This window comes from Paenibacillus sp. CAA11 (assembly GCF_003060825.1).
Lineage (GTDB): Bacteria > Bacillota > Bacilli > Paenibacillales > Paenibacillaceae > Fontibacillus.
Genome location: NZ_CP028922.1, coordinates 4,321,513 through 4,334,018, shown reverse-complemented (window position 1 = coordinate 4,334,018; position 12,506 = coordinate 4,321,513). Strand labels below are relative to the sequence as shown.

Annotated in this window: 13 protein-coding genes; 12 read left to right on the top strand and 1 reads right to left on the bottom strand. The window is 50.5% G+C overall.

The window, feature by feature from the left end:
* The first annotated feature begins 282 nt into the window (after positions 1-282).
* The 3 genes from DCC85_RS20285 to DCC85_RS20275 all read left to right on the top strand — a co-directional run bounded on the left by DCC85_RS20285 (position 283) and on the right by DCC85_RS20275 (position 3,147).
* Entirely contained in the window at positions 283-516 is a 234-nt protein-coding gene (locus tag DCC85_RS20285) for a DUF1146 family protein (RefSeq protein ID WP_199910031.1), read from the top strand.
* A 280-nt stretch (positions 517-796) separates the two neighbouring features.
* A complete protein-coding gene (gene murA / locus DCC85_RS20280) occupies positions 797-2,137 on the top strand; it encodes a UDP-N-acetylglucosamine 1-carboxyvinyltransferase (RefSeq protein ID WP_108467185.1) in 1,341 nt (446 codons plus the stop codon).
* Between the two features lie 221 nt (positions 2,138-2,358).
* Positions 2,359-3,147, top strand: a complete 789-nt coding sequence (locus DCC85_RS20275; RefSeq protein ID WP_108467184.1) for an alpha/beta hydrolase — start codon at positions 2,359-2,361, stop codon at positions 3,145-3,147.
* Positions 3,148-3,238: 91 nt separating this feature from the next.
* On the opposite strand, the gene DCC85_RS20270 is transcribed toward DCC85_RS20275, so the two are convergent.
* Entirely contained in the window at positions 3,239-3,625 is a 387-nt protein-coding gene (locus DCC85_RS20270) for a DoxX family protein (RefSeq protein ID WP_108467183.1), read from the bottom strand.
* 257 nt (positions 3,626-3,882) lie between these two features.
* Between DCC85_RS20270 and spoIID the strand changes: the two genes are divergently transcribed.
* From spoIID to DCC85_RS20225, 9 genes are all read left to right on the top strand, one after another.
* Positions 3,883-5,253, top strand: coding sequence for a stage II sporulation protein D (gene spoIID, locus DCC85_RS20265; protein WP_234414247.1), 1,371 nt, complete (start codon positions 3,883-3,885; stop codon positions 5,251-5,253).
* Positions 5,254-5,332: 79 nt separating this feature from the next.
* On the top strand, positions 5,333-6,082 hold the full coding sequence (locus tag DCC85_RS20260) for a M23 family metallopeptidase (RefSeq protein WP_108467181.1): 750 nt from the start codon (positions 5,333-5,335) through the stop codon (positions 6,080-6,082).
* A gap of 266 nt (positions 6,083-6,348) precedes the next feature.
* Positions 6,349-6,633 carry a sporulation transcriptional regulator SpoIIID gene (gene spoIIID, locus DCC85_RS20255; RefSeq protein WP_108467180.1) on the top strand — a complete coding sequence of 95 codons (285 nt, stop codon included), beginning with the start codon at positions 6,349-6,351 and terminating at the stop codon, positions 6,631-6,633.
* A gap of 225 nt (positions 6,634-6,858) precedes the next feature.
* Positions 6,859-7,854, top strand: coding sequence for a rod shape-determining protein (locus tag DCC85_RS20250; protein ID WP_108467179.1), 996 nt, complete (start codon positions 6,859-6,861; stop codon positions 7,852-7,854).
* Positions 7,855-7,974: 120 nt separating this feature from the next.
* The gene (locus tag DCC85_RS20245) at positions 7,975-8,865 is read left to right on the top strand and encodes a flagellar hook-basal body protein (RefSeq protein ID WP_108467178.1); all 891 of its coding nucleotides are present in this window, start codon (positions 7,975-7,977) and stop codon (positions 8,863-8,865) included.
* Positions 8,866-8,879: 14 nt separating this feature from the next.
* Positions 8,880-9,704: a flagellar hook-basal body protein gene (locus DCC85_RS20240; protein WP_108467177.1), complete on the top strand. Its 825-nt coding sequence runs from the start codon at positions 8,880-8,882 to the stop codon at positions 9,702-9,704.
* Positions 9,705-9,717: 13 nt separating this feature from the next.
* The gene (locus DCC85_RS20235; RefSeq protein WP_108467176.1) at positions 9,718-9,927 is read left to right on the top strand and encodes a DNA-directed RNA polymerase subunit beta; all 210 of its coding nucleotides are present in this window, start codon (positions 9,718-9,720) and stop codon (positions 9,925-9,927) included.
* A 362-nt stretch (positions 9,928-10,289) separates the two neighbouring features.
* A complete protein-coding gene (gene fabZ / locus DCC85_RS20230; protein WP_108467981.1) occupies positions 10,290-10,712 on the top strand; it encodes a 3-hydroxyacyl-ACP dehydratase FabZ in 423 nt (140 codons plus the stop codon).
* Between the two features lie 78 nt (positions 10,713-10,790).
* Positions 10,791-12,506 carry a phospho-sugar mutase gene (locus DCC85_RS20225; protein WP_108467175.1) on the top strand — a complete coding sequence of 572 codons (1,716 nt, stop codon included), beginning with the start codon at positions 10,791-10,793 and terminating at the stop codon, positions 12,504-12,506.

Genomic DNA, 12,506 nt, shown 5'->3' with positions numbered 1-12,506 from the left:
GTGAAGCGAAATTTCATTTCGATTTTCATGGCAATTTCCTAAAAAAGCCGAATTTTTCCGGAAATTAAAACTGGATTATTCCGTGCTTGGCAAGTATGATATAGAAGGTCTATAATTTTACAAACCGGATACCGATATACTAAATGGAACTTATTAACCGAATGTGGTTCTTCCGCATAGTATTATCGTGTACGAAGATGGGCGGTCATCATACCGGCCTGTAAGTCCATCCGGGTTCGTGCAGGAGGAAAGTTAATCGTGGTTGATTCCATAACGAATCAGATGTCTACATCAATTGCGGCAAACGGCCTGACATCCATCATTGTGTCTCTGGTCTGTGTTGTCCTGTCATGGTGGGCACTGCAAAACCTGAAGCTGGATCTGTTCATCCGCCAGCCCAAGGGGCCACAGGGAAAACTGCTGCATTTGCTCCTGGCGATTGTGCTGGGCAGATTTGTCGCAGCGTTCGTCATGGATTACTGGGGTTACACGCAAATGCTGCGCTATCTGTTTTAAGCCGGGGGTCTTTGGTTATATGTGTGATAGACTAATTAAGCAGTGTTTGTCGAATAACATCAAATTATTGTGTCAACAATGGGGATAAGAATCTTATAGTAATCGATTGTTTATCCAACTGCCGCAGTTTATCGGAGCTAGGGCTTTGGAACTTAATCCGTGAATTGTACTTGTGCGGTGTTTTTTAAAAATGGTATGATGAAATTTAGTTCAATCTGAAAATGTGTGTTGCATCTTACATGGTGAGAAAAGAGAAAATGAACGCGCGGAGGGAACCATAATGAGCAAATTTATCGTCCGCGGCGGCAACGTGTTGACCGGGAACGTAAAAGTTAGCGGAGCAAAAAACTCAGTGCTGCCGATTATCGCAGCTTCTTTGCTAGGTGAAGAAGGGGTAAGCATCATTCGCGATGCACCACCTCTGGACGATGTAAGGACGATCAGCCGGGTGTTGGAGTCACTCGGGGCAAAAGTTACATATGATCAGGAGGAAGTGATTACGGTTGACGCCAGTCAACTTGTATCCTGCGAAGCTCCCTATGAATGGGTACGCAAAATGCGGGCTTCGTTTCTGGTCATGGGACCTTTACTGACCCGTATGGGACATACACGCATCTCGCTGCCTGGAGGCTGTGCCATCGGTACAAGACCGATTGATCAGCATTTAAAGGGTTTTGAAGCGATGGGTGCGGAAATCAATCTCGGTCAAGGATACATTGAGGCGAAGAGCGAAGGCAGACTCCGCGGCGCGAAGATCTATCTTGATGTTGCTAGTGTAGGTGCAACTGAGAATATCATGATGGCCGCAACGCTGGCTTCCGGTACAACGATTATCGAGAATGCTGCCAAAGAACCGGAAATTGTTGATTTGGCTAATTACTTGAACAGCATGGGTGCTATTGTCCGCGGAGCAGGCACCGGCGTCATCCGCATTGAGGGCGTAGAGAAGCTGCATGGTGTAGAGCATACTGTAATTCCAGACCGCGTAGAAGCTGGTACCTACATGATCGCTGCTGCCATTACCGGCGGAGACGTCTTTGTTGAGGGAGCTATCGCAGATCATTTGGGACCGGTCATTGCTAAGCTGGAAGAGATGGGTGTAACCATTGATGTTCAGGAGAACGGGGTTCGCGTAAAGGCAGATCATCCACTGAAATCGGTAGATGTTAAGACCCTGCCCTACCCAGGCTTCCCAACAGATATGCAGTCTCAGATGATGGCTTTGCTGCTGAAGGCAGAGGGAACCAGTGTAGTGACGGAGACGGTGTTTGAGAACCGCTTTATGCACGTAGAGCAGTTCGGCCTAATGAATGCCGAGATTAAGGTAGAAGGCCGCACAGCGATCGTTACAGGTGGATCCAAACTGACAGGTGCCAAGGTATGCGCGACAGATCTTCGTGCAGGAGCAGCGCTCATTATCGCGGGTCTGGTAGCAGAAGGTACTACTGAAGTTAGCGGTACGCATCACATTGATCGCGGCTACGTAAATTTAGCTGAGAAACTGTCTGGGCTAGGAGCAGATATTTGGCGTGTCGAACTGAACGAGGAGACTCGCGCAGCAGCTCAAGACAAAGTGTCGAAGGACGTACCCGTTCTTAAGGTACAGCCTACTTTGGCGTAAAATAGATGTTATGCCTAAAGCCTTTCCGAAAGTAATGAGAATTACTTAGGAGGGCTTTTTTATATTTTTTTATACATAGGAAGGATGTCACCAAGAAAGCCTGGAAGTGATATACTGAACATATCCGAAGAGCCTCCCCTGCCAGGGAAGCGATCGGAAATAAGTATTACATAGTTATTGAAAGCGGTACCAATCTAGAACGATGAAAGGATGAAGGATTGATGGCTCTTTTAACTTGCCAATTTTTCTCCGAGGTGCTTGGGTTAAGCACATCCATGCAGGTCATTCTTCCGCAGGAGACGCGTCAGCAGATCGGCATGGAAGGCAGGGCTATATCGGGGAAGCATCCTGTGCTGTATTTACTGCATGGTCTGAGTGATGATGAATCTATCTGGATGCGCAGAACCTCTATTGAACGCTATGTGGCTCCCTTAGGGATTGCCGTGGTGATGCCGAATGTGCATCGAAGCTTCTATACGGACATGGAGTTTGGAGGGCGTTACTGGACCTTCTTGTCGGAGGAGCTGCCGCAGCTGGCACAGCAATTCTTCCCACTATCTGACCGGAGAGAAGATCAGTTTGTGGCGGGGCTCTCGATGGGTGGATACGGTGCTCTGAAATGGGCGCTGCGCCAGCCAGAGCGTTTTGCCGCAGCTGCCAGCCTATCAGGGGTTACAGATATTGCGGAGAGAGCGAGACATGCTGACGTTCATCTGGAGTCTACGCTGAAGTTTGTATATGGAGAACGGGAAATTGCAGGTACAGAGGAGGATGTGCTATGGCTGCTGGAGCAGGCAGCAAGAAACCAGGGGCCTAAGCCAGCCATTTATCAATGCTGTGGAACTGAGGATTTCCTGTATGAGGACAATCGCAAGTTTGCGGAAACGGCGGCAAGCGTGAATTACGAGATTACGACCGAGTTCGGGCCAGGCGATCATAACTGGGAGTATTGGGACGAGCAAATTCAGAAGGTCCTTGAGTGGCTGCCTTTACAGACCCGCAATTCGTAAGTAACGCGCAGCACGGTTTCATCATAACAAGAGCCGAAGTCAACCCCATTTAGGGAAAGACTTCGGCTCTTTCTCGTTCATATTTCAGAAATTATAGGCTGTAAGAGCCTGGACCGATCAAGGCTATGCCGATAGCGACAATCGCGAATACGAGATTCAATTCATATCCGTTCGCCGTAGCCCAGAAGCCATTCTTGCCATGTACGGTTGCAATCGCTCCTATCATAGGAAGCACAATAAGCACTGCAGCCAGCGGCATCCAAAATCCTAGGGCAAAGAGAAGGCCTCCTGCCAGCTCAAACAAGCCAACTCCAAACGCCATCAGTACACCCGGACGCACCCCGATGGATTCGAACCATCCGCCCGTACCCTTAAGTCCATAGCCTCCGAACCAGCCAAACAACTTCTGGGCACCATGCCCTACAAAAGCCAAACCTACGATGATGCGAATAATAAGCAAACCCCAATCTGCAGCCATTATTTATATCCCCTTTACGATTGAAATGATTTTGTTTTGTTGATCCAAGATTACAGTAAAAGTTTGTTACTGTCAATAATAATGTTACTATATTTTTTATATTAAATTTAGTTATGTGCGTTTTAGTGTTCAATGATAGGATGGTCAGCCTTGAGGTTCTAGTAAACGTAGGAGTTTCATAACTATAAGGCATAGAGAAGTTCGAGATAGAGATAGTTAGCAGATCACTAGAACACATGAAGGGAAGGAAAGCGCAGATGAGAGATAGCAGACCATCCTGGAACCTTAGGGTCACTTCCAGAGAAGGCAAGGGTTTAACCGCTTCTTTTGAAAGTGAGCCGAAACCTATCGTTCCAGAGGAGGACAAGGTCCAGAGAGAATTACATATAGCCTTTGAAGATTCCAATGAAGTAGGGAAAAGAGAATCTGTGCAGGCGCGGGAGCCCTACGCTTCAGAGAGAATGAAGTCAGTCTCTTCTGTGTTGAAGGCGGGGCGGCGGCAGTCCGCAGCCCCTGCGGCGAAGTTCCGCCTCCGCTGGGGCGGTAGTACGCGCTTCGGCGGGCGCCGCATTGCCATTGGGGCATGCGCGCTGGTTGCGGCTGCGATCCTGCTGCCCGCGGCGCTGGTAGATCGCGGCAGCGAGCAGGCGCGGGATGCCGCCTCGCTTCCGGCGGTGTCCCGCCCGGCGGCGGCGCAGCCTGCTGCCGCCGCGGAGCTGCCCGCGGTCACGGACGATGCGGCTGCCCAAGAGGTGTCCGTATACCTGACGGGCACCGGGGCGGTGGAGACGCTGCCGCTGGAGGAGTACGTGACCGGCGTGATCGCCGCCGAGATGCCGGCAGACTTTGAGCTGGAGGCGCTCAAGGCGCAGGCTATTGCCGCCCGGACCTTCATCGTACGGCGCCTGGCCGCGTCTGATCGCAGCGGCGTACCGGGCGGCGGCGCGGATGTGACGGATACGGTCCGGCATCAGGCCTATCTGTCCAAGGCGAAGCTGGCTAAGTGGGAAGAAGCAGGCCGCAGCGATGCGCTGGCCAAGCTGAAGAAGGCAGTGGCGGAAACTCGCGGGTTAATCATGACCTACAAGGGGAAGCCGATCACGGCCTCGTTTTTTTCAGCGAGCGGCGGCTCAACCGAGAATTCGGAAGATTACTGGAGCCAGAAGATTCCCTATTTGCGCAGTGTAGCGAGCCCTTGGGAAGCGAAGATTGACCCGAAATATAAAGAGACTGTGAGTCTCTCATTGAAAGAGGTCTTCACCAAGCTGGATCTGCCGGAGGAGACGGCTGTTCCGGCGTCAGGACTGACTAAATTGAGCCGTGTGAGAACAGAAGGGATTTTTCAGATTCTCTCGAAGACCAAAGGGGCCAGTGTCAAAGAGATTGCTATAGCCGGTCATAAATTCACCGGGCGTGAGGTGCGGGAGAAGCTGGGGCTGCGTTCAAGCCAGTTTACGGTTCAAGTCAAGGAGGGTAAGGCGCTTATTACAACATACGGCTATGGACATGGGGTGGGCATGAGCCAATGGGGGGCTAACGGGATGGCAGCCGAAGGCTATCAGGTGAAGCAAATTCTGGAACACTATTATACTGGAATTCAATTTCAGCGAGTGTCTGAGTTTCTGTAAGATTTTTTGAGAAAAATTGCTATAAAGCAAGTATAAAAGAGTTATGCCCGGTAACACTGGTTACTGAGGTGATAACCATATGAATGAACAAAAGAACAAACAGCAATTGCCAGAGGAATCTCCTAAAAAAGTAATGGGAGAGCCGGTCGCTCCGGTATCCTCTTGGAAGAAACTATTGTCCAAACGATGGATCTACCCGGCAGCATACGTGGCCGCAGCGGCAATCATCCTAACGTTAGTGTGGGTCTATCAGGACACCAGCCGCAAGCCGCTGGATGACAAGAAGCCCTCTGCAGCCGCTGTATCTGGAGAAATGAGTACTCCTGAGCAGCAAGAGCAGAATGTGAAGGAAGAAGAGAAGGCCGTTGAGACCACTGCAGCTACAGAGGATTTGGCATGGCCGGTTGCGAATGCGGCTGAGGTGAAGATCGTGAAGCCTTTCTATGAAAGTGACGGGACTTCCGAGGAACATGTTGCTGCGATGATCGAGTATAAGGACACCTTCAGACCGAACACAGGAATTGATCTGTCCCGCGCAGACAAGCAAAGCTTCGAGGTGAAGGCTTCGCTTGGCGGCAAGGTCACTCGTGTAGAGCAGCATCCGCTGCTGGGCAACCTGGTTGAAGTGACCAATGCCAATAACCTGAAGACGGTATATGCGAGCTTGGCCGATGTCAAAGTCAAGCTGGATGATCAAGTGAAGCAGGGCGATACAATCGCCAAGTCCGGCCAAAATGAGCTGGGCAAGGATTTGGGCAGCCATCTGCACTTTGCGGTATATGAGAATGGAGCTCCGGTAAATCCGGCTTCACTGCTTCCGCAGCAATAACAATCAGAATTTCTGGATACAAAGGCCTGGGAGGAGCGACTTCCCTGGCCTTTTATTGTTATGTTTTTTCGTGATTTGATGCTGGTGTTCGCATGGCTTCCTGCACCTTCAAGGCAAGGGATTCATCACCCTTGTTCCGCAGCCTCCAAGGGCTTGTACCGGCAAATAATTGGTTTCCTCAAGGCTTGTCAGGCTTGGAAACAAAGAATATATGGTCACGCCCCTCATATAATGTACCAAACTATCTCGAGTAGGGAGGCGGGAGCGTGCACGATTACATCAAGGAACGTACGATTAAGATAGGCCGCTGCATTGTGGAGACGAGGCATACAGTCCGGACCATCGCCAAGGAATTCGGCGTTTCAAAAAGCACGGTGCATAAAGATTTAACCGAACGGCTGCCGGAGATTAATCCAGATCTGGCTGACCAGGTCAAGCACATTCTCGAGTACCATAAGTCGATCCGGCATCTGCGCGGAGGAGAAGCGACAAAAATCAAATACAAAAAGGAGAATCCTGACGAACTTGAAGTGATTACGTCTGCCCCTTAGTGGGTAAATAATAAGTTTATCAACCGTATAGGACTGAATATTATTGAAGAAGTCCCCTGAAGTATGATATTTTAAAATATGGTAATAGAATGAGGATTTCTATCCATAGGTCCCGAATTTTAGCAGATCCTACATCATCATGTCGAAACCAATCCGTCTAAGATCAGCGTGGCCTCTTTTACCATAAATTTCAATTTAAAATAACGCTTTGGGGGACACTTGACGATGAGCAAGGATATCGGTATTGACCTGGGTACGGCGAATGTACTCATTCATGTAAAAGGAAGGGGCGTTGTGCTTGACGAGCCTTCCGTTGTAACTATTGAGAGCGACACCAAACGCGTGCTTGCTGTAGGTGAAGACGCCAGACGTATGGTTGGCCGGACGCCGGGAAATATCGTGGCGATTCGTCCGCTTAAGGACGGCGTTATTGCTGACTTTGATATTACAGAAACTATGTTGAAATATTTCATTAACCGTGTGGGCGGCAAGAACTGGTACAGCCGTCCACGCATTTTGATCTGCGCGCCGACGAATATCACTTCGGTGGAGCAGAAAGCGATTCGCGAGGCTGCCGAACGCAGCGGAGCGAAGGATGTATTTTTGGAAGAAGAGCCTAAAGCGGCAGCCATTGGGGCAGGTATGAATATCTATGAGCCGAGTGGCAATATGGTTGTAGATATTGGCGGAGGAACGACAGATGTGGCAGTGCTCTCCATGGGGGATATCGTCACAGCCTCTTCGCTTAAAATGGCGGGGGACAAGTTCGATGCTGCCATTATTCGCTATATCAAGTCGAAGTACAAGCTCCTGATCGGGGAGCGAACAGCAGAGGATATCAAGATAGGCATCGGCACGGTGCATCCGGATGGTCGCAAGGCGGAGATGGACATTCGTGGCCGTGACATGGTATCCGGACTGCCTCTGACGGTTACGATTTCTTCGACTGAGGTACAGGAAGCTCTGTGGGATTCCGTATCCTCCATTGTAGCTTCCGCCAAATCGGTGCTGGAGCGCACTCCACCGGAGCTGTCTGCGGATATTATCGACCGCGGGGTTATTCTGACCGGGGGAGGCGCTCTGCTGAACGGGTTGGACGAGCTTCTGGCCGAGGAGCTGCGGGTGCCTGTGCTCGTAGCAGAGGATCCGATGCACTGTGTAGTTAAAGGCACAGGGATTATGCTTGATAATTTAGATAAAGTCATAAAGAAAAAATTCTAATTGCCGATATAAAGGTATATGCTCTTAGACGCGACTTAAGATAATTATTGCTCACAACAGAGCAATTCTAATAAATTGTTAGCAAGATCATGCAATTCATGCTATGAACGGAGGCTTTCTATGTTAAGAGGACTTTATACGGCTGCAGCAGGGATGATGACCCAGCAGCGACTGCACGACACGGTGACTCAGAATATCTCCAACATCAACACAACCGGATATAAGCAGGTGAATAGTGTCGCACGGTCTTTTCCGGAGATGCTGATTTCTATGGTTGGAGGTAATGAGCCGGGCGTGAAACGGATCGGTAAGCTGAACACTGGTGTATTCGCTGAGGAGAGCTTGTCCTCTTTTACACAAGGAGTGGTCCGTGATACAGGGCGCAGCAGTGACTTTGCGCTTGTCTCCAATCTCGAGCTTCAAGATCCGGCCACCGGCCAGAATTATACTTTTGATGCGAATGGAAAATATGTTGGCGATGACGGTACGGTCGTCTATCAGCCTCAGGCCTTCTTCACCGTGCGTGATGCGGACGGTAAGGAGAAATATACGCGGGACGGCAGCTTCCACGTTAATGCAGCCGGTCAGCTGCTGACCGCACAGGGCTATGAAGTGCTCGATGCGAACGGCAATCCGATCACATTGCCAGCCGGAACTTCCATGGATCAGATATCGGTGGATGGACAAGGCGTGCTTCGCCGAAATGGCAATGCCATCGGCCAGCTTCGAATCAGTGAAGTCACCCTGCCGAACCAGCTTGTTCGTGACGGTCACGGCGTATTCGAAGCACAGGATGCCCAGGCGGCTGGCGTAAGAGCCTTGGCTGCGAACGATCCGGCCTTTGCTACGGCAGAGGTCCGTCAAGGCTCATTGGAAACTTCAAATGTGGATACAGCCCAGGCAATGGTGGATCTGCTTGCTGCTCAGAAGGCGTATGAAGCCAACCAGCAAGTCATTCAGTATTACGATAAAAGCTTGGACAAAGCAGTGAACGACCTTGGTCGCGTCTAGAAGGAGGGACTTAAATGAATAATTCTATGATCAGCGCCATGGTATCCATGAACAGCATCCAGAAGCGTCTGGATGTGCTGGCGGATAATATCGCCAACGTGGGTACAAATGGCTATAAACGGAAGGAAGCCTCCTTCGAGGATACGTTGACGCGGGTCCAGCAACAGCCGGATGGCCTTCGCAAGACAGGCCGCTCAACGCCTATGGGGTTCAATTTGGGGTTTGGAGCGAGATTATCCAACGTCACTTATAACTTCAGCCAGGGTCCGATCAAACAGACTAATAAGCCTACCGATCTGGCTATTGAAGGCAACGCCATGTTTGCTGTTCAAGCAGACGGGGTACAGGCTTATACTCGGGACGGCAACTTTCATATCAGCCCGGACCCGCTGAACCCGAAGATTGGATACTTGACCACGAGCCAGGGATACTTTGTACAGGGAACGGATAATCAGCCGATTACTGTACCGACGAACGGCTCTCTTCAAATCGATGCTTCAGGGAAAATCAGCTCCGTAGTCGGCTCGACCATTACACCGGTAGCCCAGTTGAAGCTTGTGACTCCGCGCCGTCCCGAAGGGCTTGTGGAGAAAGACAATAACTTGTATACTTTACTGCCGGGAGCGAATGCTAATGATGTTCTTGGCAATGCGAACGCCTTATTGCCGGGGGACCCCAATCGCTCTACCCTTCGTCAGGGCGCTTTGGAGGAGTCAAATGTAGATTTGACTCAAGAGATGACAGACATGCTTCAGGTCCAGCGAGCTTACCAGCTGTCGGCTCGGGCGCTTTCCTCCAGCGAGACGATGATGGGAATGGCGAATCACTTGCGCGGATAGGTGGTATCAGCTAATGACTGAAGCAACAGAAGAGACGAAGCCGACCGCAAGCAGGCGCGGCTTACGCCGAACCTTAAAGGTTATCTCTGTCGTGCTCTTCCTGCTGCTTGCCGGATATGCAGGGATGGCCATAGGTTATGTTGTGCTTGGCAAGCAGCCGTGGAGTGACATATTTTTGTGGAGCACCTGGCGGCATGTGTTTGATCTAATTTTTGCCCCTTAGGGAGCTGCATGATCATTTTAGAATGATGAATCGGCTAGCGCCGTCTGTATTAGTAAGTCCTCCTGTCCTGCCTATGGCGGGAAGGAGGATTTTTTGCTGTGAGTATGGAAGGAACTTAATTGGATTAGGGGAAGAGGAACGTGATAGACAGGTTTCCCTTTTAACCGCGGAAAATGTATAATGGTGGGGGACTCTACGGCTCGGAAATCAAAAGGGCTTATCCGCATCCAGCTGTAGGCCGTTCGAATGCGGATAAGCCCCTTATCTTAACCTTCGCTTCTGCAGGGGCGAAGGATAATTACATTATGGCCCGGAGAGATTGATTCTATACGGGCCGTTCGATTGAAAGGAGCAAGTTTATGATGATGGATGTTCGTCAAATTCAGGAGATTATTCCGCACCGTCCTCCATTTTTGCTGGTGGACCGGATTATAGAGATGGAGGTGGGCAAACGCGCGGTCGGCATTAAGAATGTGACCATCAACGAACCCTTCTTCATCGGGCATTTCCCGGAATATCCGGTGATGCCGGGAGTACTTATTACAGAAGCGCTGGCGCAGGTTGGTGCAGCGGCAATTTTGCAGGTGGAGGAGAACAAAGGGAAGATCGGCTTCTTGGCCGGACTTGACGGCTTCCGCTTCCGGGGCCAGGTTGTGCCTGGAGATACGCTTCGTCTTGAGGTGGAAATTACAAGACTGAAGGGCTCTATTGGAAAAGGCCGCGCCACAGCTAAAGTAGAAGACAAAGTGGTCGCCGAAGGCGAGATCATGTTTGCTTTGTCCTAGAGTTGGGTTAATTCCTTGAAGAACAGCTAATTCGCTGTATTTTCTAATAACTGTCAAATAGATGGAGGAATTGTGACTATGAGCGAAATCAGTAAGTCTGTATTGGATAAAGTTCAAAGCTGGCTGGAAGATCCTTTTATTGATGAAGAGACAAAGCAGGAGCTTCGCGCATTAGAGCAGAACCCTGCTGAGCTGGAGGATCGCTTCTATCGTGAGCTGGAGTTCGGCACAGGGGGCCTGCGCGGCGTCATTGGTGCGGGCAGCAACCGCATGAACCGATATACCATCGGGCGGGCAAACCAAGGTTTTGCCGAGTATATCCTGAACTCCAAGAAGGGGGAAGGACGCAAATCCGTAGTCATCGCCCATGATTCCCGGCACTTCTCTCCGGAATTTGCGCTGGAGTCTGCATTGGTGCTGGCGGGTAATGGCATTGTAGCTAAGCTGTTCCCTTCGCTTCGTCCAACCCCGCAGCTTTCTTTTGCAGTTCGCCATTTGAATGCTGATGGAGGAATCGTCATCACAGCCAGTCACAATCCTCCGGAATATAACGGATATAAGGTTTATAATGCCGAGGGCGGACAGCTTGTGCCACATGAAGCAGAGGAAGTCATCGCCAAAATCCGTGATGTACAGTCTTTCTCCCAGGTGAAGCGTCTTACCCAGGAAGAAGCAGAAGCTCAAGGGCTGCTGGTATGGCTTGGTGAAGAAGTGGATGAAGCCTTTGCTGAGACGGTAGCGGCTACAAGTGCGAACCGCAAACTGCTGGAAGAGGGAGCTGCGAAGGACGTAGTTATCGTCTATACGCCGCTTCATGGTACAGGGAACCTGCCCGTTCGCCGCGTGCTGAATAAGCTGGGCTTCACCCAGGTGCATATTGTGCCTGAACAGGAACAGCCTGATGCTGAGTTCTCGACCGTGAAATCGCCGAACCCGGAAGAACGCGAAGCGTTCACCATGGCCATTGAACTTGGCCGCAGGGTAGGTGCCGATATCCTGATCGGTACAGACCCTGATGCGGACCGGATGGGTGCTGTAGTCCGCGACAAGAACGGGGAGTATGAAATTCTTACCGGTAACCAATCGGGGGCCATTCTCGTTAATTATTTGTTGAGTCAGCTGAAGGCTACAGGCAAGCTTCCGGCTAATGGTGCAGTGGTGAAGACAATTGTGACCAGTGAGATGGGGGCGAACATTGCCCGTCACTACGGATTGACTGTGTTCAATACGCTGACCGGCTTTAAATATATCGGTGAGAAAATGAATGAGTTCGCCGCGTCGGGTGAGTATACGTATGTATTCGGATATGAGGAAAGCTATGGCTATCTGGCCGGGAACTATGCTCGGGATAAGGATGCCATTGTAGCATCTACGCTGATTGCGGAAGCTGCGGCTTATTACAAGCAGCAGGGTAAGACACTAATCGATGTGCTGGAGGAACTGTATCGCGAATTCGGTTACTATCGTGAAGCCTTGTCCTCCTTGACCATGAAGGGCAAGGATGGCGTAGCCAAGATCAGCGGTCTGATGACAGCTTGGCGGACGAATCCGCCGCAAGAGCTGAATGGCATTCGGGTAGACAAAATGCTTGATTATTCCTTAGGTTTGGACGGTCTGCCGAAGGAGAACGTTCTTAAGTTCCTTCTTGAGGACGGCTCGTGGTTCTGCCTGCGTCCTTCCGGCACTGAACCGAAAATTAAGTTTTATTTTGCCGTCAAAGGAACCTCGAATGAAGATGCCAAAGCGCGTCTGAAATCACTGCAGGATACCGTTTTGGCAAAAGTGGAAGAATAA